Source organism: Paraburkholderia sp. PAMB 6770, assembly GCF_057748135.1.
Genome location: NZ_CM173238.1, coordinates 1942812 through 1965223, shown reverse-complemented (window position 1 = coordinate 1965223; position 22412 = coordinate 1942812). Strand labels below are relative to the sequence as shown.

Sequence of the window (22412 nt, the reverse complement as noted above, 5' to 3'; positions counted from 1 at the left end):
TTTTCCTCGCGCAGCATTGCCCGTTTTTCTGTCGCTTCCTCTATCCGGTTTCGCCGCGCTTTCCGGTTTTTGTCCGGCCGGGGCAGGTTGAATCCGGGCTGTATTCCGTCCGGGGTCCCGGCGTGTTTCCGCGGTCATGTCGTCATCATGTCGTTATCCGGCATGCGCGGGATGCGCTCGTCCATGCGCGCACGGTTTTGCCGCGCGAACCGGCAGCCGGGCGCGTACGCGCCCGACGCCGGGCACGCCGCAACCGCTCGCGCGGCGGCGCTCGCGTGCGCACGCGCGAGGGGCCTGTGCGCACGGTCGTTGCTGATACAATTTCCCGATGACCTATCAAGTTCTCGCACGCAAATGGCGGCCGAAGGATTTCGCGTCGCTCGTCGGCCAGGAGCACGTGGTGCGCGCGCTCACGCATGCGCTCGACGGTGGGCGTCTGCATCACGCCTATCTGTTCACCGGAACGCGCGGCGTCGGCAAGACCACGCTCTCGCGTATCTTTGCGAAGGCGCTGAACTGCGAAACCGGCGTGAGTTCGACGCCCTGCGGCGTATGCCGGGCGTGTCGCGAGATCGACGAGGGCCGCTTCGTCGACTACGTCGAGATGGACGCCGCGAGCAACCGCGGCGTCGACGAAATGGCCGCGCTGCTCGAACGCGCGGTCTACGCGCCGGTGGATGCGCGCTTCAAGGTCTACATGATCGACGAAGTGCACATGCTGACGAACCATGCGTTCAACGCGATGCTGAAGACGCTGGAAGAGCCGCCGCCGCACGTCAAGTTCATCCTCGCGACCACCGACCCGCAGAAGATCCCGGTCACCGTGCTGTCGCGCTGTCTGCAATTCAACCTGAAACAGATGCCGGCCGGCCACATCGTCGGGCATCTGGAGCGGATTCTGGGCGAGGAGGGCGTGCCGTTCGACGCGCAGGCGCTGCGCCTGCTCGCGCGCGCGGCCGAAGGCTCGATGCGCGACGCGCTCTCGCTCACCGATCAGGCGATCGCCTATTCGGCCAACCAGGTCAGCGAGGATGCGGTGCGCGGGATGCTGGGCGCGCTCGACCAGAGCTATCTGATCCGCCTGCTCGACGCGCTGGTCGACGGCGATGGGGCCGCGGTGCTGTCGGTGGCGGACGAAATGGCGCTGCGCAGCCTGTCGTTTCCGACCGCGCTGCAGGATCTCGCGAGCCTGTTGCACCGGATTGGCTGGGCGCAGTTCGCGCCCGCTTCGGTGCTCGACGAATGGCCCGAAGCCCAGGACATCCGGCGCTTCGCGCAGGCGCTGTCGCCCGAACAGGTTCAGCTGTTCTACCAGATCGCGACGATCGGCCGGGCCGAACTGGGCCTCGCGCCCGACGAGTACGCGGGCTTCACGATGGCGCTGCTGCGGATGCTGGCGTTCGAGCCGGCGGCCAGCGGTGCGGCGGGCGGCTCGACTGGCTCGAACGGCGCGGCGTCGGGCGGCCTCGCGACGGGCGCCGCGGGCCGGCGCGGCAGCGCGGCGCCCGTTACGGCGGCGGGAGCGGCGCCTGCCGCGCAGATGCCGCCGGCGGCTTCCGCGGCTGCGCGTTCTTCGTCGCCGGCAGGGGTGGCCGGCGCGGCTGCGGTTGCGCCGGCCGCGCCGCGCGACCTTCCACCGGTACCGGTGCAGGCGCCGCCGCGCGCGGAGCAAGGCAGCGCAGCAGCAGGGCAGGCGTCGCCAGCTGCGGTTGGGTCGGTTGGGTCTCTTCCCGAAAAGCCGGCGGACGACGTCGCCCCGGCTGCTCCGGTGCCGGCACCCCAGATGCATCGCGATGCCGCTCCGGCAGCCGGCGTGCCGGCCGTAGCCGAAGCGGCGGGCGAGCCGGCGGATGTCGTCGACGACCCGGTCTCGCGCGAGACGGCCATCGCATCCGGCGGTCCGGGCGAAGGCGACGCAAGCGCCGCGCATGCCGGCCAGCTTGTCGTGTCCGATGCGGCGCCTTCAGTATCCGCAAGCGATGATGCGTTTTTGCCGGTGCCGGACACGGCGCAGATGACGGCGGATTCGACGAGCGCCGCTTCATCCGCGGCGGCGCCCGCCGTGCTGGCCGAGACCGCAACGCCGTCGGTAGCGTCGACCGACGCACCGTCGCGGCTATCCCGCCCGTCCTCCACGGTTGACGCGTTGCCTGCTGCGTCTGCTGCGCCGGACCCGATGACCGGGGCGTCTGCCGATGCCGCACTGCGCCGCGGTGGCGCTAGCGCGGCGCTCGACGTGCTGCGCAACGCGGGCATGAAGCTGTCGTCGGAGCGCGGCCGGACGGCGGCTGCGGCGCCGGCTGCGCCGAAGCCCGCCGCGCCGCGGGCGAGCGCGCCGGCGTCGGTCGCGCGTCGCGCGCAGGACGCCGAGTCGCCACGACCGATCCGCGAAACGCGCGAAACGCGCGAGGTGCGCGATGGACGCGATGGACGCGGCCCGGCCGGGTCGGCGGGCGCGTCGGCGGTGCCGCCGTGGGAAGAGATTCCGCCCGACGACTACGTGCCGCTTTCGAGCGAAGACGATTACTTTGGCGCGCTGCCGGATGACGGCTACGTGCCCGCGTTCGACCGCGGGCCCGACGACGTGCGGGTGGCCGCTCCGGCTCCGGTGCCGGCCGATACGCGGCCGCTGCCGCCCGCGATCGCGCTGGACGCGATCGGCTTTGCCGGCGAATGGCCGGCGCTTGCGGCGGACCTGCCGCTGAAGGGCATCGCGTATCAGCTGGCCTTCAACAGCGAGCTGACCGCGCTCGACGGCCACACGCTCAAGCTGAGCGTGCCGGTGCCGCAATACGCCGAGGCGTCGCAGGTCGCGAAACTGAAGGCCGCGCTCGCCGAGCGCGTCGGCCGGGCGCTCGACGTGGAGGTCGAGGTCGGCCCGGCGCGCCGCACGGCCGCCGCGCTCGACGCGATTGCGCGCGCGCAGCGCCAGCAGGACGCCGAGCGCGAGATCGGCGCGGATCCGTTCGTGCAGTCGCTGATCCGCGAGTTCGGGGCGCGCATCGTGCCCGGCTCGGTCAAGCCGATCGCGCCGGATGCGGGCGGCAACGCCCCGCCCACCCATTGATGCACGGCGCCGCCAAGCGGCGCCGCCACCCACGATTCAACGCTTTCGAGAAGGAGCAGGTCCATGATGAAAGGTCAACTCGCCGGGCTGATGAAGCAGGCCCAGCAGATGCAGGAAAACATGAAGAAGATGCAGGAGCAGCTCGCGCAGATCGAGGTCGAGGGCCAGTCCGGCGCGGGTCTCGTCAAGGTGACGATGACCTGCAAGAACGAGGTGCGGCGCGTCTCGATCGATCCGAGCCTGCTCGCGGACGACAAGGACATGCTCGAAGATCTGGTCGCGGCCGCGTTCAACGACGCGGTACGCAAGGCCGAGTCGACCGCGCAGGAAAAGATGGGCGGCATGACCGCGGGCCTGCCGCTGCCGCCGGGCTTCAAGCTGCCGTTCTGAACCCGGGCCGCACGGGCGGCGGTCCGCGCGGCGCGCGCCCGCATGCCGTCGTGCGGCACGCTCGCATGGCGCCGCGCGCCGGGTCGCGTCGCCCCGGGGCGCCTTTTCCTTGCCGTTGCCGATTCCGCATGAAACAACCTTCCGCCCTGTCGGCGCTCGTCGAAGCGCTGCGCGCGTTGCCCGGTGTCGGACCCAAATCCGCGCAGCGCATCGCCTATCACCTGATGCAGCACGATCGCGACGGCGCGCAGCAACTCGGGCGCGCGCTGCTGTTCGCGACCGAGCATCTGCAGCACTGCGAGAAGTGCAACACGTTCACCGAAGCGCAGATCTGCGAGGTCTGCCGTGACGAGGAGCGCGACCCGACGCTGCTGTGCGTGGTCGAGACGCCGGCCGACCAGATCATGCTCGAACAGACGCTCACGTATCGCGGCCTGTATTTCGTGCTGATGGGACGGCTGAGCCCGCTCGACGGCATCGGCCCGAAAGAGATTCACTTCGAGCGGCTGGTGCGGCGCGCGTCGGACGGCGTGGTCAGGGAGGTCGTGCTGGCCACCAATTTCACCAACGAAGGCGAGGCGACCGCGCATTATCTCGGCCAGACGCTCAAGGCGCGCGGCCTCGCGGTGACGCGCCTCGCGCGCGGCGTGCCGGTGGGCGGCGAGCTCGAATACGTCGACGCGGGCACGATCGCCCGCGCGATGCTCGACCGGCGCGCGTTGTAGCGTCACCCGGCGCCGCCGCGCGCCCTACAGCATGGAGACAGTCTGATCATGAATGCAGCGCCCACCGACGCCAGGCCCGCGGGCCCGCTCGCCGGCGTCAAGGTGCTCGAACTCGGCACGCTGATCGCGGGCCCGTTTGCCGCGCGTTTTCTCGGCGAGTTCGGCGCGGAGGTCATCAAGATCGAAGACCCGAAAGGCGGCGATCCGCTGCGCAAATGGCGCAAGCTTTATCCGGAGGCCGGCGGCACGTCGTTGTGGTGGGCCGTCCAGGCGCGCAACAAGAAGTCCGTGACGGTGAATCTGAAAGCGGACGAGGGCAAGGAGATCGTGCGCCGCCTTGCTCGCGAAGCGGATATCGTCATCGAGAATTTTCGCCCCGGCCTGCTCGAAAAGCTCGGGCTCGGCTACGACGTGCTGAGCGCCGGGAATCCCGGGCTCGTCATGGTGCGGCTCTCCGGCTACGGCCAGACGGGCCCGTACCGCGACCGGCCGGGATTCGGCGCGATCGCCGAGTCGATGGGCGGGCTGCGCCACATCACCGGTTACCCGGACCTGCCGCCGCCGCGCATCGGCATTTCGATCGGCGATTCGATCGCCGCGCTGCACGGCGTGATCGGCGCGCTGATGGCGCTGCATCACCGCCAGGCGAACGGCGGCACCGGGCAGGTGGTCGACGTCGCGCTCTACGAGGCGGTCTTCAACATGATGGAGAGCGTGGTGCCCGAGTACGGCGTCTACGGGATGGTGCGCGAGCGCACCGGCGCGTCGCTGCCGGGCATCGTGCCGTCGAATACCTATCCGTGCCGCGACGGCAGCATCGTGATCGGCGGCAACAGCGACCCGATCTTCCGGCGCCTGATGCTCGCGATCGGGCGCGAGGATCTTGCCGGCGACCCGGCGCTCGCGCACAACGACGGCCGCGTGCCGCGCACGGCCGAGATCGACGGCGCGATTGCCGCGTGGCTGTCGACGCGCACGATCGACGACGCGCTGGCAGTGCTGAACGCCGCCGACGTGCCGGCAGGGCGCATCTTCAGCGTGGCGGACATGTTCGCCGATCCGCAGTTCATCGCGCGCGAGATGATCCAGCGTTTTCGCTGGCAGGACGGCAAGGAGATCGCACTGCCGGCGATCACGCCGAAGCTGTCCGCGACGCCGGGCGAGACGCGCTGGCTCGGCCCCGAACTCGGCGAACACACGGACGAGGTGCTGCGCACGCTCGGCTACGACGACGCGCAGATCGCGCAGTTGCACGCGCAGCAGATCGTCTGAGCGCGTGACGCCGCCGGGCGGATGGGGCCGGCGGCGCGCCGCGCGCGGGTGCATGATATCGCATCGTGACCCGGTGCGCCACGTCGGATCACGTCACCTCACATCGCGTCACCTCACGTGACCTCACGTCACGTCACGGCGTAATCACTACCTTGCCGATCACGCGCCGCCCGGCCATCTCGCGCAATGCGCGCGGCGTCTCCGCGAGCGGGTAGCGCGCCGACACGTGGGGCCGCAGCTTGCCCTCGTCGATCCAGCCGAGCATCTGCGCGAAGGCCGCCGCATTGCGTTGCGGCTCGTGCTTTGCAAAGTCGCCCCAGAATACGCCGACGAGGCTCGCCCCCTTCAGCAGCGCCAGGTTCAGCGGCAGCTTCGGAATCGCGCCGTTCGCGAAACCCACGACGAGATAGCGGCCGCGCCAGCCGATACTGCGAAACGCCGGCTCCGCATAGTCGCCGCCGACCGGGTCGTAGATCACGTCGGGGCCGCGGCCGTCGGTGAGCGCGCGGATGCGCTCACGCAGATCCTCGCGGCTGTAGTTGATCGTCGCGTCGGCGCCGTGCGCCTTGCAGACGTCGAGTTTCGCGTCGGACGACGCCGCGGCGATCACGCGCGCCCCGATCGCCTTGGCGATTTCGACCGCGGCCAGCCCCACGCCGCCGGCTGCGCCGAGCACGAGCATCGTCTCGCCGGGCTGCAGCGCGCCGCGGTCGATCACCGCGTGATGCGACGTGCCATAGGCCAGCGTGAACGCGGCCGCGAGCGCGAAGTCGACGTGTCCGGCAAGCGGTACGCACGCAGCGGCGGGCGCACGCGCCTGCTCGGCAAAGCCGCCCTGTCCGGTGAACGCGACCACCCGCGCGCCCGGCTGGAACTGCGTGACGCCCGCGCCGACCGCGCGCACGATCCCCGCGACTTCCGAGCCCGGCGTGAAGGGCAGCGGCGGCTTGAACTGGTATTTGTTCTCGATGATCAGCACGTCGGGAAAGTTGACGCTGGCGGCCTTCACGTCGATCACGACTTCGCCCGGCTGCGGTTCGGGGTCGGGCAGATCCTCGACCGTCAACTGCTCCGGCGGGCCATACTGGGTGCAGCGAATCGCTCGCATCGGGTCTCCTCGTGAGTGGGTCCTGGAAAATGCGTCCCGGGAAATGCATCCTGGGAAATGCATCCTGGGAAATGCATCCTGGGAAATGCGCTCGGGGAGCGGATTGCCAGTGTATCTCCGCCAGCGAACGACCGTGCGTTTTATCCGGCCGCTCGGCGGCTTCGAGAGGCGCCTGGCGTGTCGTTCGCCTGCCTTCTTTCCTCGGTTACAATCGTCGCATGCGAATCCTTCTCAGCAACGACGACGGGTACCTGGCACCCGGTCTCGCCGCGCTTTACGAAGCGCTGTCGGCTTTCGCCGACGTCACCGTGATGGCACCGGAGCAGAACTGCAGCGGCGCATCGAACTCGCTGACGCTGTCGCGGCCGCTGTCGGTGCTGCGCTCGTCGACGGGATTCTATTATGTGAACGGCACACCGACCGATTCGGTTCACATCGCGCTCACGGGCATGCTCGACCACACGCCCGATCTTGTGGTGTCCGGCATCAACAACGGCCAGAACGTGGGCGAAGACACGCTGTATTCGGGCACCGTCGCCGCCGCGACCGAAGGCATCATGTTCGGCGTGCCGGCCATCGCGTTCTCGCTGGTCGACAAGGACTGGGTGCATCTGGATGCGGCCACGCGCGTCGCCGCGGAGATCGTGCGCCACTACCTCGCGCAGCCGCTCCCGGGGCATCCGCTGCTGAACGTCAACATCCCGAACCGGCCATACGAGCAGTTGCGCGAGTGGCGCGTGACCCGTCTCGGCAAGCGGCATCCCTCGCAGCCGGTGATCCGGCAGACCAATCCGCGCGGCGAACCGATCTACTGGATCGGCCCGTCGGGCAGCGCGCGCGATGCGAGCGAAGGCACGGATTTCCACGCGATCGCGAACGGCTGCGTGTCGATCACGCCGCTTCAGCTCGATCTCACCCACACCGATATGCTTCCCGCTACGCGCGACTGGGCGCGCGCCGGGAGCGGCGCTTCATGACCGGGGCGCGCGCCCGGCGCTTTCCGTTGGGCCTCGACGATCTCGTGCGCGAGCCGCGCCGGCCCGATGGCCGTCCCGGCGATGCGCACGCGGTCAACCGCGCAAGTAGCGACGCGCGGCCGAAGCCGGCGGCGCGCGGTATCGACGCCGCGCCCGCCCGTCAGTCGCACGAGCCCGCGCGGCCGGCCGTGTCTCCGATGTCTCCGGCGCCTTCCGCGTCATCTGCAGTGAAGCCGCGCGCGCCGACGCCTGTGGCCGGCACGCCCCTGGCGGCGGCCGCTCTCAAGTTGTCCCCCGCTGCACCGTCCGCGGCCAGGCCGCCCGCTGCGAAGGCGCTTGCCGCACAGCCGCCTGCTGCGAAGGCGCCCGCCGCACAGCCGTCTGCTGCAAAAGTGCTTGCTTCAAAACCGGCCGCCGCAAAGCTGCCTCCCGCAAAGCCGTCTGCGGTCAAGCCGCCCGTCGCGGGGCGGGGCGCCGCCGTGCCGGCCGCTGCCGTCGGCAACCGGCCGGCATCGCGCGCCACGGGCGCGTCGCCCGCACCGCTATCCACCGCGGCAGCGCTCGCGAAGACGCCGGCCGTGCGCACTGCGCGTTCGTCGGGTGCGCCGGACGTCGCGCTCAACAGTGCGCTCGCATTGACTTCGGAACGGGTGCGCGAGCGCATGGTCGAACGCCTGCGGGCCAACGGCATCCTCGATCAGCGCGTGATTCATGCGATGTCGGTCGTGCCGCGCCACATGTTCGTCGACCCGGGGCTCGCAACCCAGGCCTACGAAGACGCGGCGCTGCCGATCGGTCACCACCAGACGATCTCGAAGCCTTCGGTGGTCGCGCGGATGATCGAGCTGGCGGCGGCGGGCCGTGCGCTCGGCAGCGTGCTGGAAATCGGCACCGGCTGCGGCTACCAGGCGGCCGTGCTGAGCCAGGTCGCGCGCGACGTGTATTCCATTGAGCGCATCAAGCCGTTATACGAGCGCGCCAAGACGAACCTGCGGCCGCTGCGCATTCCGAATATCCGGCTGCATTACGGTGATGGCCGCGTCGGTTTGCCGTCGGCCGCGCCGTTCGACGCAATCGTGATCGCCGCGGCCGGGCTCGACGTTCCGCAGGCGCTGCTGGAGCAGCTTGCGCCCGGCGGCCGGCTGGTCGCGCCGGTCGGCGCGCAGGACGGACAGAGCCAGGTCCTGACGCTCGTGGAGCGGACCGGGCCCGCGCAATGGCGGGAGTCGCGGCTTGATCGCGTTTTCTTTGTACCCTTAAAATCCGGAGTGATTTGACACCGATGACTATGTTGCGCGCGATGCCCAAACCCAGCCTGAATGTCTCCCTGACCGTAGCCCAGCGTAGCGTGTGCGTGGTCGCGCTTTCACTGTTGACGGCCTGTGCGACTCGGCTCGACAACGCGCCGGTCGTCGATCGCTCCGCCAGCCTGAACACGCCGGGCGGGCAGACGTCTGCGGCGAACGCGCCGCTGCCGCCCGCGCCGCCCGGCTACTACCGCGTGAAGCCGGGCGATACGCTGTACCGGATCGCGCTCGAAAACGGCCAGAACTATCGCGACATTGCCGCGTGGAACAATCTCGCCGATCCGAATCAGATCGAAGTCGACCAGTTGCTGCGGGTCGCGCCGCCGGGCGCGAACGTGGCGGCGATGACACCGGGCGTCACCACGTCGCCGGTGGCCGGCGGCGGCGTGCAGAGCGCGCCGATCGGCGCGCCGCCCGGGGCGGCCGGTGCGATGCCCGGCTCGGGCGTCACCGCGACGACGATCCCGCCGCAACCGCCGGCGAGCGGCATGCCGGCAGCCGCGGGGCCGATCAGTTTCGCGTGGCCCGCGCGCGGCCCGATCATCGGCACGTTCAACGACACCACCAACAAGGGCATCAACATCGGCGGCAACGCGGGCGATCCGGTCAGGGCCGCTGCGGACGGGCGCGTCGTGTACGCCGGAAATGGGCTGCGCGGCTACGGCAATCTCATTATCATCAAGCATGACGCGACGTATCTGACCGCGTATGCACACAACCGCGCTTTGATGGTAAAAGAAGGGGACGCGGTGACCAAGGGGCAGAAGATCGCCGAGATGGGGAATTCGGATTCGGACCGTGTGATGTTGCATTTCGAAGTTCGCCGGCAGGGCAAACCTGTCGACCCACTGAAGTACTTGCCGCCGCAATAAGCGATACGACCATGCCGAAACCGAAGCGCCGCCCGCCGCAAGCCGAGTCTGAGAAGATCAGCCGCGCCACGCATGTCACGGTGGACGACGGCGCTGCTTCGGAGCCGGAAGACGAGAATCTCGACGATTTCGAGGGCGCGCGCGAAGCCGACGAGCCATCGGCTGCGGCGGAAGAGCCGGGCGACGCGGCTGAAGGCACCCCGGCCAGCGCGCCCGATGCCGACGACTTTCGCGCACTGCTGCAGGCCGAACTCACTGCTGACACGATTCAGCACTACCTCAACCGGATCAGCGTGAAGCCGCTGCTTACCGTCGAGGAAGAGCAGCGTTATTCGCGGCTGGCCAAAGCGGGTGAATTCGAGGCGCGCCAGGTCATGATCGAGCGCAACCTGCGCCTCGTCGTGAGCATTGCGAAGGGATATCTGAACCGCGGTGTGCCGCTGCTCGACCTGATCGAAGAGGGCAACCTCGGGCTGATGCACGCGATCGAGAAATTCGATCCGACGCGCGGTTTCCGTTTTTCCACCTACGCGACGTGGTGGATCCGCCAGAGCATCGAGCGGGCGATCATGAATCAGGCGCGCACGGTCCGCCTGCCGGTGCACGTGATCCGCGAGCTGAACCAGGTGCTGCGCGCGAAGCGTCATCTCGAGAAGAATTCGATGAATACCGGGGACGCGGTGGAGCGGCGCGACGCCAGCGTCGACGACATCGCATACCTGACCGGCAAGACCGCCGACGAGGTCACCGACATTCTCGCGCTGAACGAGCACACCGCTTCGCTCGATGCGCCGCTCGACCTCGACCCGGCGAGCAGCCTGCTCGATCTGCTGTCGGACGACCAGAGCGCGTCGCCCGATGCCGAGGTGCAGCACCGCGAGCTCGAAACGCTGACGCGCGCCTGGCTTGCGCGCCTGTCCGACAAGCATCGTCATGTGATCGAGCGGCGCTTCGGCCTCAATCACATCGAACCCGCCACGCTCGAAGAGCTGGCCGACGAAATGGGCCTCACGCGCGAGCGGGTGCGCCAGATCCAGCAGGAAGCGCTGGTTCGCCTGAAACGCTTCTTCGCCTCCAACGGCGTGCGCAAGGACGCCGTTCTGTAACCCGATGACACCGATTCTCGTATTCGACATCGAGACCATTCCCGATGTCGCCGGCATTCGCCGGCTCGAAGACCTGCCCGCGACGATGACCGATGCCGACGTCGCCGAGCACGCATTCGCCGCGCGCCGGGAAAAGAGCGGCAGCGATTTCCTGCCGCACCACCTGCAGCGCGTCGCGGCGATCTCCTGCGTGTTTCGCGACCAGCACGGCTTTCGCGTCCGTTCGCTCGGCACGCCGGCCGATGGCGAAGCCGCGCTGGTGCAGTCGTTCTATCGGGTGATCGAGAAGTACACGCCGCAGCTGGTGTCGTGGAACGGCGGCGGTTTCGACCTGCCGGTGCTGAACTATCGCGCGCTCGTCAACGGTATCGCGGCGGCGCGTTTCTGGGACGCCGGCGAGGACGACCGCGACTTCAAGTGGAACAACTACCTGAGCCGCTATCACACGCGCCATACCGACCTGATGGACGTGCTCGCGATGTACCAGGCGCGCGCGAACGCGCCGCTCGACGCGCTCGCGAAGCTATGCGGCTTTCCCGGCAAGCTCGGGATGGACGGCGCCCAGGTGTGGCTCGCATACCAGGAAGGGCGCATCGAGGAAATCCGCCATTACTGCGAGACGGACGTCGTCAATACCTACCTGCTGTACTGCCGGTTCCAGCTGATGCGCGGCGCGCTTTCCGCTGACGAATATGCGGACGAGATCGCGCTGGTCAAGCGTGCGCTCGAACAGGAAAGCGCGCCGCACTGGCGCGAATACCTGGCCGCGTTCGCACCTGCCGGCGATTGATCAGCACTGCGACGCGCCGGCGCAACCGGGCGGCGCGCGCTCCCGCTCAGGCGAGTTCCAGCACGATGGGCTGATGATCCGAGGCGCACGTGATGCTGTCGATCTCGCAGCGCCGCAGACGCGCGCGCAGATTCGCGGTCACGAACACGAAATCGCACGCGATCGGACCGTCGGCCCACTGCGCGGTATCGTAGACGCCGGCGGTCGGCGGTGGGGGCGCGCCCGCATGCAGCGCGGTCCACGCGTCGATGAATGCCGGGCTGTCCGCGAGCGGCTCCAGCATGCGCCGGTACGCGTCGCTGCCGAACGGACTGTTGAAATCGCCGCAGACGATGGCCGCGACAGGCCGCGCGGTGTCGACGAATGGGCCGTCGGCGGTCTCTGCCGGCGCGGGCCGTGCCGCGTGCGCGGCGGCTTCCTGCTGGATGCGGCGCAGCGCGTCGACTTGCGCGAGCCGCTGCGTGGCCGAATAGAACTCCAGATGCGTGACGATCACGCGCAGCGCGCCGCCCGGCGCGCCGATCTCGACTTCGAGCGCCGCGCGTTGCATCGACGGCGCCGCCGGATCGGCGGGCCAGGGTAGCGCGTGACGGGTCACGCGGCCGACCGGCAGGCGCGTCGCCAGCGCATTGCCGAACTGGCGGCGCGCCGTGCCGGGCGCGCGCGGCGGCAGGTCGGCGCCGATCGCGTCGAACACCGCGTAGCCGGGCAGTTGCGCCGCCAGTTCGGCGAACTGGTCGCCGCCCGGGCCGCCGGGCAGCGCGCCGAAGCCGCGCGTGAGCTCCTGCAGGCACAGCACGTCGAAATCGGCGAGACGGCGCGCCTCGTCGAGCGTTCTCGCGAGGTCCACGCGGCCGGTGGCGTCGCGTCCCCACTGGACGTTCCAGCTGATCAGTCGCATCGTCGAATCTCCGTATCCGGTGGCGCTTCGTCTACAATCTCGCCTTTCATCCTAGTTTCTCAGGAAGCCGCAGGTGTCTCAAACCGCTTCTAAGGCTGGTCCTCAGTCCGCTTCGCAGTCCGCTTCGGAGTCTGCTTCGCAGCCCGCCGCTCAGCCGGTTTCGCAATCCGCTGCGCAGCCTGTCGCGCCACGCCCGTCGCGCGGCGGCAGGCGCGCGGCGCACCCGCCCGCCGTCGCGGCCAGTGCGCCCGCCATCGAGATCGAGTCGCTCGACATGGAGGCGCGCGGTGTCGGCCGGACCGTCAACGAAGACGGCACGCCGGGCAAGGTGATCTTCGTCGAAGGCGCGCTGCCGGGCGAGCGGGTGTCGTATCAGAGCTACCGCCGCAAGCCGAGCTTCGAGCAGGCGGAGCTGGTGGACGTACTGCGCGAAAGCGTGATCCGCACCCGGCCGAAATGCGAATTTTTCGGCACCTGCGGCGGCTGCTCGATGCAGCATCTCGACATGCGCGCGCAGATCGCGGTCAAGCAGCGCGTGCTCGAAGACAATCTCGCGCACCTGGCGAAGCTGCGGCCCGAAACCGTGTTCCGGCCGATTCACGGACCGTCCTGGGGTTACCGCTATCGTGCGCGTCTGACGGTGCGCCACGTCGCGAAGAAGGGCGGGGTGCTGGTGGGCTTCCATGAGCGCAAGAGCAGCTATGTGGCCGACATGACGCACTGCGAGGTGCTGCCGCCGCACGTCTCGGCGCTGCTCGTGCCGCTGCGCAGGCTGGTGGAGGCGCTGTCGATCCGCGAACGGATGCCGCAGATCGAGCTGGCGGTCGGCGCGTCGGTGACGGCGCTGGTGCTGCGCATCCTGGAGCCGCTCAGCACCGCGGACGAAGCGCTGCTGCGCGCGTTTGCCGATACGCACGCCGTGCAGTTCTGGCTGCAGCCGAAAGGGCCGGACACGGTCGTGCCGTTCTATCCGCTCGACCGTTCGCTCGACTACACGCTGCCGGAATTCGGCGTGCGCATGCCGTTCAGGCCGACCGATTTCACCCAGGTGAATCATCCGATCAACCGTGTGCTGGTCGGGCGGGCGCTGCGGCTGCTCGCGCCGGCGGCGGGCGATCGCGTGCTCGACCTGTTCTGCGGAATCGGCAACTTCACGCTGCCGCTCGCGCGGCTCGCGCGCGAAGTGGTCGGCATCGAAGGCAGCGAGGTGTTGACGGCGCGTGCGCTCGCGAACGCCGACGCGAATGGCGTGGCGGCGCATACGTCGTTTGCGTGCCGCAATCTGTTCGAGGTCGGCGCGGACGACATCCGCGCGCTCGGCCACTTCGACAAGTTCCTGATCGATCCGCCGCGCGAGGGCGCGCTCGCGGTGTCGAAAGCGCTGGCGGAGATCGCGCAGAGCGGCGCGGGGCCGCTGCCGCAGCGCATCGTCTATGTGTCGTGCAACCCGGCCACGCTCGCGCGCGATGCCGGGCTGCTCGTGCACGAAGCCGGTTATCTGCTCAAGGGTGCAGGGGTGGTCAATATGTTCCCGCATACGTCGCACGTCGAGTCGATCGCGCTGTTCGAGCGCGACTGAGCGCGCGCTCGCACGCGCAAAAAAAAGCCGCGTGCCCGATGGGCCGCGGCTTTTTTCGTGCTCCGAACCGGTGCGGCCGCTGCTTACGCGCGGCCGCGCCCGCCGGCGAGCGGGTCTAGAACTGCCACCACGATTTCTTCTGGCCCGGGCGCGCCTTGCCGGTGATGTACGGGCTGTCGGGGAACGTGTCGGCGAGCACGCGCTTCGTGTCGTCGGCGAGTTTCGGCTGCTTCAGCTTCTCGTACGACAGGATCATGATGTGCAGCGCCTCTTCGATCGCCGGCGCGTTCTTGTAATCCTTGATCGCGAGTTGCGCGCGGTTGATTGCCGCGACGTACGCGCCGCGCCGGTAGTAGTAGTCCGCCGCGTGCACGTCGTGCGACGCGAGCGCGTTCACGATGTAGCGCAAGCGTTGCGCCGCGTCGGGCGCGTATTTGCTCTTCGGATACTTGTCGACGACGACCTTCAGGGCGTCATACGAGACGCGCAGCGACTTCGGATCGCGCTCGCTCATGTCCTGCCCCGAAAAGCGGCCGAACAGCCCGAGGTCATCGTTGAAGTTGATCAGCCCCTTCAGGTAATACGCGTATGCAATGTCCGGATGATCCGGGTGCAGCTTGATGAAGCGGTCGATCGCCTGGTTGGCCGCATCGTTTTCGCTGTCCTTCCAGTCGCAGTAGGCCACGTTGATCTGCGCCTGCTGCGCGAAGCGGCCGAACGGGTCGCGGCCCTGCAGCAGTTCGAAGTATTTCGCGCATTTGGCCCAGTCGCCGCTCGTGTAGGCGTCCTGTGCCTCCGTATATAATTTGTCGTTCGTCCAGGCGGCGGTTTCATCGGTCTTTTCGGGCAGACCGTGACAGGCCGCAACGAGCGCGACGGCTGCGACACATGCAAGATATCGGGCCATTTTGCCGGCCGTCTTCCAGGCCGAGGACTTCGGGGCCGCCGTCTCGAGGGCGGCCGCTTCGTGGGCCGTTTTGATGATGGTGTTCAAGGCTCGCATTTTCCCGTCTAGCTTTACGTCCAGGTGACCCAGACTCAATGACCCGATCAATTCATCCGGCGCCGCCAGCGGGCGTCCGGAAAAGCAACGAAGATTATAGCCCAAGCGCCGGGCCCGCCGACGCGTCCGCACGCGATTCGGCCCCGGAGTCGGCCCGTGAGTCGGCGGGCGGGGCGTCGCGCGCGGCGCAGCCGCCGCGCGTGGCCGCGGTGCCCGACGCGCTTGCCGGCGAGCGGCTCGACAAGGTGCTCGCGAAACTCTTTCCGGAGTTTTCGCGCAGCCGGCTGCAAACGTGGATCGAGGCGGGGCGCGTGCGGATCGACGGCGCGGCGGCGAAGATCCGTCAGCCGGTGCCGCTCGGCGCCGAGATCCGGCTGGAACCGGACCTGCTGCCGGAGCAGCTCGCGTTCGCGCCGGAGCCCGTGCCGCTCGAGATCGTCTACGAAGACGATGCGCTCGTCGTGATCGACAAGCCGGCCGGCAGGGTCGTGCACCCGGCCGCCGGCAACTGGAGCGGCACCGTGCTGAACGGGCTGCTGCACCGCTATGGCGATGCGGCGGCCGGCCTGCCGCGCGCGGGCATCGTGCACCGGCTCGACAAGGAGACTTCCGGCCTCATGGTGGTCGCGCGCACGCTCGCCGCGCAGACCGATCTGGTGCGCCAGCTGCAGGCGCGCACCGTCAGGCGCCGCTACGTCGCGCTCGTGTGGGGCAATCTGCCGGAGGAGGGGACGATCGATGCGCCGATCGGGCGCGATCCGCGCGAACGCACGCGCATGGCGGTCGTCACGGGCGCGTCGGGCAAGCCCGCGCGCACCCGCTTCCGGCGCTTCGCCGCCACGGTGTGGCAGGGCCAGCCCGTGTCCGCGATCCACTGCGACCTCGAAACCGGGCGCACGCACCAGATTCGCGTGCATTGCGCGCACATCGGCCATCCGCTGCTCGGCGATCCCGTCTACGGGCGCGCGCGCGGCAAGCGCTCGGTGGCGGCGCTGCCCGGCGGGTTCGCGCGCCAGGCGCTGCACGCGTGGCGGCTCGGGCTGATCCATCCGCAGACCGGCCGCGCGATGCAATGGCGCGCCGACGTGCCGGACGATATCGAGGCGCTCTCGGTTGCGCTCGGCTTCGGCCAGCAGGATGACGAAGCGTTCGACGGCGCGTTCGAGCCGTCGTTCGACGAGGACGGCGCACGGCACGACGCCGGAGACGACGCGCCGTATGACGACATGGAAGACGAAGAGGACGACGAGGACGACCCCGCATGAGCCTGCCCGACCTGATGCCCGGCGACGTGTTGCGCCCCGCGTGGACGGGCGTATCGCCGCGCGTGCAGGCGCTCGTCAGCACGCGCGGCGGCGGCGTGAGCCTGCCGCCTTACGGACGCTGGCGCGACGGCAGCGGCGAGCCGGGCGGACTGAACCTCGGGCTTCTCGCCGGCGACGATCCGGCGGCCGTCGCCGTCAACCGCGCGCGCCTGCTGGCGCTCGCCGGCGGTGCGCGGGCCGCGTGGCTGCAGCAGGTGCACGGCGCGGGCGTGCTCGATGCGGCCGACGCGATCGCCCATGCGCACACCCACGGCGAGCCGCCGCGCGCCGACGCGAGCGTGACGGACCAGCCCGGCACGATCTGCGTGGTGATGATCGCCGACTGCATGCCGGTGCTGCTGTGCGATCCGCTCGGGCGGGCGGTCGGCGCGGCGCACGCGGGCTGGCGCGGCCTCGCGGCGGGCGTCGTCGAGCGCACCGCCGCGCGCGTCGCCGCGCTCGCCGGCGTGCCGGCGGCTTCGCTGCACGCGTATCTGGGGCCATGCATCGGACCCGCGGCCTTCGAGGTCGGCGCAGACGTGCGTGACGCCTTCATGAACGCGGCGGTGCCGGCCGAGCGCGACGCCAGTGCGCGTGCGTTCGTCCCGCATCCGCAGACTGAGGGCAAATACCTGGCCGATCTGCCCGCGCTCGCGCGCCTGCGCCTGCAGCGGCTCGGCATCGGCGCGGTGGCGGGCGGCGACGCCTGCACGCTCACGGAGCCGGCGCGCTTTTACTCGTATCGGCGCGATCGCGTCACCGGCAGAATGGCGGCGATGATCTGGCTCGCGCACTGAATGCGGCAAGCATTTTTGCTGCGCCGCCAGACCCGCGCGCCACGCGCGCGCCGTCTGCGGCCACGCGCCGCACGCGGCGAAATCCGGATGCAAAAAGGCCCTTGAACATGGGCCTTTTCTGTTTGCGGCGGACCCCCTCGGTGTCATGTCGGCGGGGAGATCGGCGATATCGGGAAAACGATAATTAAAAAGTTATCGCACTGCGGCAAAATCGGGAACAAGCATTGACATGCCCTGCGAAGGGGAGCAAGAATGTTCCCCACACACGGGGCAGGGCGTGACGAGGTCGCGAGCAGCGCCCACGTGCATCGCACACCTGCCTCTCAACCGTCCGCGAGGACTCACCGGTCAAAAGCAGGTATGGCAGCATCAGAACATTCCTCGACTTCCTCAAGCACGGGCTCCACGTCGGAGCGCACCACCCAGCAAGCCGGAGCCCAGCAGCTATTCGATGCATGGATGAACGCCTGGCGCTCTCTCGGGATGCCGGGCGCGGGCAGCGCCCAGCCGTTCGCGCTGCCGCCCATGCCGCCCATGCCGGATTTCGGCGCGATGGGCGCGGCGTTCGGACCGTTCGCAGGCCTGAAGGTGCCGAGCGCGGCGATTCCGCCGCAGCGCCTGCAAAAGCTGCAGGACGACTATTCGCGCGACGCGATGCAGCTGGTCCGCCAGGCCGCGGATGCGCAGCCGGCCATCCCCGAGCTGAAGGACCGGCGCTTTAGCGCCGATGCGTGGAGCGCGTCGCCCGCGCACGCGTTCACGGCGGCGTGGTATCTGCTGAATGCGCGCTATCTGCACGAGCTTGCCGATGCGCTCGACGCGGAACCGAAGGTGCGCGAGCGGATCCGCTTTGCGATCCAGCAGTGGACCGCCGCGACCTCGCCGAGCAATTTCTTCGCGCTGAACCCGGAAGCGCAGCGCACGCTGCTCGAAAGCGGCGGCGAGAGCTTGCGGCAGGGCATCACGAACCTGCTCGCGGACCTGCAGCGCGGCAAGATTTCACAGACCGACGAGTCGCGCTTCGAGGTGGGCCGCAACCTCGCGAATACCGAGGGATCGGTCGTGTTCGAAAACGACCTGTTCCAGCTGATCCAGTACAAGCCGCGCACGGCCACCGTGCGCGAGCGGCCGCTGCTGATCGTGCCGCCGTGCATCAACAAGTTCTACATCCTCGATCTGCAGCCCGAAAATTCGCTGGTTGCGTATGCGCTGGAGTCCGGCCACCAGGTCTTCCTGATCTCGTGGCGCAACGCGGACGCGTCGATTGCGCACAAGCACTGGGACGACTACATCGGCGAAGGCGTGCTGACGGCGATCGACACCGTGTGCCAGATCAGCGGGCGCGAGCAGATCAACACGCTCGGCTTCTGCATCGGCGGCACGATGCTCGCCACCGCGCTCGCGGTGGCGGCGGCGCGCGGCGAGCATCCGGCCGCGTCGATGACGCTGCTCACCGCGATGCTCGACTTCTCGGACACCGGCGTGCTCGACGTGTTCGTCGACGAGGCGCACGTGCAGATGCGCGAGCAGGCGATCGGCGGCAAGAACGGCTCGCCGCCGGGCCTGATGCGCGGCGTCGAGTTCGCCAACGCGTTCTCGTTCCTGCGTCCGAACGACCTCGTCTGGAACTACGTGGTCGACAACTACCTGAAGGGCCGCACGCCGACGCCGTTCGATCTGCTGTACTGGAACAGCGACTCGACGAACCTGCCCGGCCCGATGTACGTCTGGTATCTGCGCAACACGTATCTGGAGAACCGTCTGCGCGAGCCGGACCAGCTGGTCGTGTGCGGCGAGCAGGTGAACCTTGCGCGCATCGACGTGCCGACCTTCATCTATGGCTCGCGCGAAGATCACATCGTGCCGTGGCATACCGCGTACGCGTCGGCGCCGCTGCTGACCGGGCCGCGCGAGTTCGTGCTCGGCGCGTCGGGGCATATTGCGGGCGTGATCAACCCGCCGTCGAAGAACAAGCGCAGCTACTGGGTGCTCGAAGGCGAGCACCGCACACTGCCGGAGGATCCGCAGGCGTGGTTCGACGCCGCCACCGAAAAGCCGGGCAGCTGGTGGCCGCAATGGGCGAACTGGCTCGACTCGCACGGCGGCCGCAAGGTCAAGGCCCGTGCCCAGGCGGGCAGCGCCGCGTTTCCGGTGATCGAGCCGGCGCCGGGGCGCTACGTGATGCAGCGTGACTGATGCAGTCGGAATCGGAAAGCAGGGGGGAAATCGCAGGCAGTGATATCGCGAGCAGTAATCGCGAGCAGTAACACCGGGTAGGCAACGCAATTTTTAACGTGACGGCACGCGGCGCAGTGAGCCGCTTTGTCCGGAGGAAATGGAAATGACTGATGTTGTGATCGTATCGGCCGCCCGTACGGCAGTTGGCAAGTTTGGTGGGACGCTGGCAAAGCTGCCCGCGCCGGAACTCGGTGCACTGGTGATCCGCGCTGCCCTCGAGCGCGCAGGCGTGAAGCCCGAGCAGGTCAGCGAAGTGATCATGGGCCAGGTGCTCGCCGCGGGTTCGGGCCAGAATCCGGCGCGTCAGTCGCTGATCAAGGCGGGCCTGCCGGCCGCGGTGCCCGGCATGACGATCAACAAGGTGTGCGGCTCGGGCCTGAAGGCAGTCATGCTGGCGGCCAACGCGATCATCGCGGGCGACGCGGAGATCGTCGTGGCGGGCGGCCAGGAGAACATGAGCGCGGCGCCGCACGTACTGCCGGGTTCGCGCGACGGCTTCCGGATGGGTGACGCGAAGCTCATCGACACGATGATCGTGGACGGCCTGTGGGACGTGTACAACCAGTATCACATGGGCATCACGGCCGAGAACGTCGCGAAGGAATACGGGATCACGCGCGAGCAGCAGGACGCGTTCGCGGCGCTGTCGCAGAACAAGGCCGAAGCGGCGCAGAAGGCCGGCCGCTTCGACGACGAAATCGTGCCGGTCGAGATTGCGCAGCGCAAGGGCGAGCCGCTGCGCTTCACCACCGACGAATTCGTGCGCCACGGCGTGACCGCCGAGTCGCTCGCCAGCCTGAAGCCGGCCTTCACGAAGGAAGGCACGGTCACCGCGGCGAATGCATCGGGCATCAACGACGGCGCCGCGGCGGTGGTCGTGATGTCGGCGAAGAAGGCCGAAGCGCTCGGACTCACGCCGCTCGCGCGCATCAAGGCGTACGCGAACGCGGGCGTCGATCCGAAGGTGATGGGCATGGGCCCGGTGCCGGCCTCGCGCCGCTGCCTCGAGCGCGCCGGCTGGACGCCGGCCGAGCTGGACCTGATGGAAATCAACGAGGCGTTTGCCGCGCAGGCGCTGGCAGTGCATCAACAGATGGGCTGGGATACGTCGAAGGTCAACGTGAACGGCGGCGCCATCGCGATCGGCCATCCGATCGGCGCGTCCGGCTGCCGGATTCTCGTCACGCTGCTGCACGAGATGAAGAAGCGCGATGCGAAGAAGGGCCTCGCGTCGCTGTGCATCGGCGGCGGCATGGGCGTGGCGCTGGCGGTCGAGCGGCCGTAAGCAGGGAGGGGGCGCTGGCCACCGGCGATCCGGTGGCCAGCCCGGCAGTTGACGGCGACGGACGGAGGGCCGCCGGCTCTTCGTCAAAACGATAATGGAGTGTGTTTCATGGCACAGCGAATTGCATATGTAACGGGCGGCATGGGCGGGATCGGCACGAGCATCTGCCAGCGGCTTCACAAGGACGGCTTCCGGGTGGTCGCGGGCTGCGGCCCCAACTCGCCGCGCCGGGTGAAATGGCTCGACGAGCAGAAGGCGCTCGGCTTCGACTTCGTCGCTTCGGAGGGCAACGTCGGCGACTGGAACTCGACGAAGGAAGCGTTCGACAAGGTGAAGGCCGAGGTCGGCGACGTCGACGTGCTGGTCAACAATGCGGGCATCACGCGCGACGTCGTGTTCCGCAAGATGACCCACGAAGACTGGACCGCGGTGATCGACACGAACCTCACGAGCCTCTTCAACGTCACCAAGCAGGTGATCGACGGCATGGTGGAGCGCGGCTGGGGGCGCATCATCAACATCTCGTCGGTGAACGGCCAGAAGGGCCAGTTCGGGCAAACCAACTACTCGACCGCGAAGGCCGGCATTCACGGCTTCACGATGTCGCTCGCGCAGGAAGTGGCGACCAAGGGCGTGACGGTCAACACGGTGTCGCCGGGCTACATCGGCACGGACATGGTGAAGGCGATTCGTCCGGACGTGCTGGAGAAGATCGTCGCGACGATCCCGGTGCGCCGTCTCGGCCATCCGGACGAGATCGGTTCGATCGTCGCATGGCTCGCGTCGGACGAGTCGGGTTTTTCGACCGGAGCGGACTTTTCGCTCAATGGCGGTCTGCACATGGGCTGAGCCAACGGGCGCGCCGTCGCGAGGCGGCGCGCTGCGTGGTTCAGGTGTTTGCGGCGGCGTCCCGCGCTTGCGTCGAGAAGGGTTCGGGGCAGGCGCGAAGGCGCCGTTTCTGCGCTTTCAATCGCGCTCAAAGGCGTCAAATGACCAATACTACAAAGAAGGCAGCCGAACGACTCATCAAGAAATATCCGAACCGTCGGCTCTATGACACCGAAACCAGCACCTACATCACGCTTACCGACGTGAAGCAGCTCGTGCTGGATCAGGAGGATTTCAAGGTCATCGATGCGAAGAGCAACGAAGACCTGACGCGCTCGATCCTGCTGCAGATCATCCTCGAAGAGGAAAGCGGCGGCTTGCCGATGTTCTCCTCGTCGATGCTCTCGCAGATCATCCGCTTCTACGGGCATGCGATGCAGGGCATGATGGGCACGTACCTGGAGAAGAACATCCAGGCATTCATCGACATCCAGGCGAAGCTCGCGGACCAGTCGAAGAACCTGTACGAAGGCAAGGCGATGAACCCCGAAGTCTGGGCGCAGTTCATGAACATGCAGGCGCCGATGATGCAGGGGATGATGACGAGCTACATCGAGCAGTCGAAGAACATGTTCGTGCAGATGCAGGAGCAGATGCAAAACCAGGCCAAGACGATGTTCAGCTCGTTCCCGTTTGCGCAGCCGAACCCGCAGTCGAATACGGAACCGGAAAAGAAGTAGCGAAGTAGCGAAGTAGCGAAGTAGCGAAGTAGCGAAGTAGCGGCGGCGCGTGCGTGCAGCGGGCGGCGGCCCGCCGAGGCAGGGCGCGCGGCGCCGGCGGGAAGGCGCGCGGCCGCGTGGGGA

The 22412-nt window shown here is 68.5% G+C and carries 19 protein-coding genes; 16 read left to right on the top strand and 3 right to left on the bottom strand.

What is annotated here, in order from left to right; genetic code table 11:
• Positions 1–328: 328 nt before the first annotated feature.
• From dnaX to AC3AP7_RS08905, 4 genes are all read left to right on the top strand, one after another.
• Positions 329–3067 (top strand): DNA polymerase III subunit gamma/tau, encoded by a 2739-nt coding sequence (gene dnaX / locus AC3AP7_RS08920; protein WP_475763866.1) that lies wholly within the window; start codon positions 329–331, stop codon positions 3065–3067.
• 63 nt (positions 3068–3130) lie between these two features.
• Positions 3131–3457 carry a YbaB/EbfC family nucleoid-associated protein gene (locus tag AC3AP7_RS08915; RefSeq protein ID WP_475763867.1) on the top strand — a complete coding sequence of 109 codons (327 nt, stop codon included), beginning with the start codon at positions 3131–3133 and terminating at the stop codon, positions 3455–3457.
• A gap of 128 nt (positions 3458–3585) precedes the next feature.
• Positions 3586–4182 (top strand): recombination mediator RecR, encoded by a 597-nt coding sequence (gene recR / locus AC3AP7_RS08910; protein WP_475763869.1) that lies wholly within the window; start codon positions 3586–3588, stop codon positions 4180–4182.
• Between the two features lie 48 nt (positions 4183–4230).
• Positions 4231–5454: a CaiB/BaiF CoA transferase family protein gene (locus AC3AP7_RS08905; RefSeq protein WP_475763871.1), complete on the top strand. Its 1224-nt coding sequence runs from the start codon at positions 4231–4233 to the stop codon at positions 5452–5454.
• Between the two features lie 133 nt (positions 5455–5587).
• Here AC3AP7_RS08905 and AC3AP7_RS08900 read toward each other — a convergent pair whose 3' ends face one another.
• Complete coding sequence (locus AC3AP7_RS08900) at positions 5588–6562, bottom strand: NADPH:quinone oxidoreductase family protein (protein WP_475763873.1); 975 nt, start codon at positions 6560–6562, stop codon at positions 5588–5590.
• A gap of 218 nt (positions 6563–6780) precedes the next feature.
• Between AC3AP7_RS08900 and surE the strand changes: the two genes are divergently transcribed.
• The 5 genes from surE (at position 6781) to AC3AP7_RS08875 (ending at position 11614) form a co-directional block, all read left to right on the top strand.
• Positions 6781–7539: a 5'/3'-nucleotidase SurE gene (gene surE, locus AC3AP7_RS08895; RefSeq protein ID WP_475763875.1), complete on the top strand. Its 759-nt coding sequence runs from the start codon at positions 6781–6783 to the stop codon at positions 7537–7539.
• Positions 7540–7736: 197 nt separating this feature from the next.
• Positions 7737–8816: a protein-L-isoaspartate(D-aspartate) O-methyltransferase gene (locus AC3AP7_RS08890; protein WP_487362698.1), complete on the top strand. Its 1080-nt coding sequence runs from the start codon at positions 7737–7739 to the stop codon at positions 8814–8816.
• Positions 8817–8821: 5 nt separating this feature from the next.
• A complete protein-coding gene (locus AC3AP7_RS08885; protein WP_475763878.1) occupies positions 8822–9718 on the top strand; it encodes a peptidoglycan DD-metalloendopeptidase family protein in 897 nt (298 codons plus the stop codon).
• An 11-nt stretch (positions 9719–9729) separates the two neighbouring features.
• A complete protein-coding gene (gene rpoS, locus AC3AP7_RS08880; RefSeq protein ID WP_475763880.1) occupies positions 9730–10824 on the top strand; it encodes an RNA polymerase sigma factor RpoS in 1095 nt (364 codons plus the stop codon).
• A gap of 4 nt (positions 10825–10828) precedes the next feature.
• Entirely contained in the window at positions 10829–11614 is a 786-nt protein-coding gene (locus AC3AP7_RS08875) for a 3'-5' exonuclease (RefSeq protein ID WP_475763882.1), read from the top strand.
• Positions 11615–11660: 46 nt separating this feature from the next.
• Here AC3AP7_RS08875 and AC3AP7_RS08870 read toward each other — a convergent pair whose 3' ends face one another.
• Positions 11661–12515 (bottom strand): endonuclease/exonuclease/phosphatase family protein, encoded by an 855-nt coding sequence (locus AC3AP7_RS08870; RefSeq protein ID WP_475763884.1) that lies wholly within the window; start codon positions 12513–12515, stop codon positions 11661–11663.
• Between the two features lie 253 nt (positions 12516–12768).
• Between AC3AP7_RS08870 and rlmD the strand changes: the two genes are divergently transcribed.
• Positions 12769–14094, top strand: a complete 1326-nt coding sequence (gene rlmD / locus AC3AP7_RS08865) for a 23S rRNA (uracil(1939)-C(5))-methyltransferase RlmD (RefSeq protein ID WP_475768006.1) — start codon at positions 12769–12771, stop codon at positions 14092–14094.
• 115 nt (positions 14095–14209) lie between these two features.
• On the opposite strand, the gene AC3AP7_RS08860 is transcribed toward rlmD, so the two are convergent.
• Positions 14210–15001, bottom strand: coding sequence for an outer membrane protein assembly factor BamD (locus tag AC3AP7_RS08860; RefSeq protein WP_475768008.1), 792 nt, complete (start codon positions 14999–15001; stop codon positions 14210–14212).
• Positions 15002–15135: 134 nt separating this feature from the next.
• Here AC3AP7_RS08860 and AC3AP7_RS08855 point away from each other — a divergent pair, with 134 nt between their 5' ends.
• The 6 genes from AC3AP7_RS08855 to phaR all read left to right on the top strand — a co-directional run bounded on the left by AC3AP7_RS08855 (position 15136) and on the right by phaR (position 22289).
• Complete coding sequence (locus tag AC3AP7_RS08855) at positions 15136–16362, top strand: RluA family pseudouridine synthase (protein ID WP_475763886.1); 1227 nt, start codon at positions 15136–15138, stop codon at positions 16360–16362.
• The gene (gene pgeF, locus AC3AP7_RS08850) at positions 16359–17198 is read left to right on the top strand and encodes a peptidoglycan editing factor PgeF (protein ID WP_475763888.1); all 840 of its coding nucleotides are present in this window, start codon (positions 16359–16361) and stop codon (positions 17196–17198) included. Before AC3AP7_RS08855 ends, pgeF begins: the two co-directional genes overlap by 4 nt.
• A gap of 360 nt (positions 17199–17558) precedes the next feature.
• Positions 17559–19394, top strand: a complete 1836-nt coding sequence (phaC, locus tag AC3AP7_RS08845; RefSeq protein WP_475763890.1) for a class I poly(R)-hydroxyalkanoic acid synthase — start codon at positions 17559–17561, stop codon at positions 19392–19394.
• 145 nt (positions 19395–19539) lie between these two features.
• Positions 19540–20721, top strand: coding sequence for an acetyl-CoA C-acetyltransferase (locus tag AC3AP7_RS08840; RefSeq protein ID WP_475763892.1), 1182 nt, complete (start codon positions 19540–19542; stop codon positions 20719–20721).
• Positions 20722–20829: 108 nt separating this feature from the next.
• Positions 20830–21570 carry a 3-ketoacyl-ACP reductase gene (locus AC3AP7_RS08835; protein ID WP_475763894.1) on the top strand — a complete coding sequence of 247 codons (741 nt, stop codon included), beginning with the start codon at positions 20830–20832 and terminating at the stop codon, positions 21568–21570.
• A gap of 140 nt (positions 21571–21710) precedes the next feature.
• Entirely contained in the window at positions 21711–22289 is a 579-nt protein-coding gene (phaR, locus tag AC3AP7_RS08830) for a polyhydroxyalkanoate synthesis repressor PhaR (protein WP_475763896.1), read from the top strand.
• Positions 22290–22412 lie beyond the last annotated feature (123 nt).

Excerpts from the sequence above, each read along its gene's own strand:
- dnaX (WP_475763866.1), top strand. The coding sequence starts at position 329 with ATGACCTATCAAGTTCTCGCACGCAAATGGCGGCCGAAGGATTTCGCG.
- AC3AP7_RS08915 (WP_475763867.1), top strand. The coding sequence starts at position 3,131 with ATGATGAAAGGTCAACTCGCCGGGCTGATGAAGCAGGCCCAGCAGATG.
- recR (WP_475763869.1), top strand. The coding sequence starts at position 3,586 with ATGAAACAACCTTCCGCCCTGTCGGCGCTCGTCGAAGCGCTGCGCGCG.
- AC3AP7_RS08905 (WP_475763871.1), top strand. The coding sequence starts at position 4,231 with ATGAATGCAGCGCCCACCGACGCCAGGCCCGCGGGCCCGCTCGCCGGC.
- AC3AP7_RS08900 (WP_475763873.1), bottom strand. The coding sequence starts at position 6,562 with ATGCGAGCGATTCGCTGCACCCAGTATGGCCCGCCGGAGCAGTTGACG.
- surE (WP_475763875.1), top strand. The coding sequence starts at position 6,781 with ATGCGAATCCTTCTCAGCAACGACGACGGGTACCTGGCACCCGGTCTC.
- AC3AP7_RS08890 (WP_487362698.1), top strand. The coding sequence starts at position 7,737 with ATGTCTCCGGCGCCTTCCGCGTCATCTGCAGTGAAGCCGCGCGCGCCG.
- AC3AP7_RS08885 (WP_475763878.1), top strand. The coding sequence starts at position 8,822 with ATGACTATGTTGCGCGCGATGCCCAAACCCAGCCTGAATGTCTCCCTG.
- rpoS (WP_475763880.1), top strand. The coding sequence starts at position 9,730 with ATGCCGAAACCGAAGCGCCGCCCGCCGCAAGCCGAGTCTGAGAAGATC.
- AC3AP7_RS08875 (WP_475763882.1), top strand. The coding sequence starts at position 10,829 with ATGACACCGATTCTCGTATTCGACATCGAGACCATTCCCGATGTCGCC.
- AC3AP7_RS08870 (WP_475763884.1), bottom strand. The coding sequence starts at position 12,515 with ATGCGACTGATCAGCTGGAACGTCCAGTGGGGACGCGACGCCACCGGC.
- AC3AP7_RS08860 (WP_475768008.1), bottom strand. The coding sequence starts at position 15,001 with ATGGCCCGATATCTTGCATGTGTCGCAGCCGTCGCGCTCGTTGCGGCC.
- AC3AP7_RS08855 (WP_475763886.1), top strand. The coding sequence starts at position 15,136 with ATGACCCGATCAATTCATCCGGCGCCGCCAGCGGGCGTCCGGAAAAGC.
- pgeF (WP_475763888.1), top strand. The coding sequence starts at position 16,359 with ATGAGCCTGCCCGACCTGATGCCCGGCGACGTGTTGCGCCCCGCGTGG.
- phaC (WP_475763890.1), top strand. The coding sequence starts at position 17,559 with ATGGCAGCATCAGAACATTCCTCGACTTCCTCAAGCACGGGCTCCACG.
- AC3AP7_RS08840 (WP_475763892.1), top strand. The coding sequence starts at position 19,540 with ATGACTGATGTTGTGATCGTATCGGCCGCCCGTACGGCAGTTGGCAAG.
- AC3AP7_RS08835 (WP_475763894.1), top strand. The coding sequence starts at position 20,830 with ATGGCACAGCGAATTGCATATGTAACGGGCGGCATGGGCGGGATCGGC.
- phaR (WP_475763896.1), top strand. The coding sequence starts at position 21,711 with ATGACCAATACTACAAAGAAGGCAGCCGAACGACTCATCAAGAAATAT.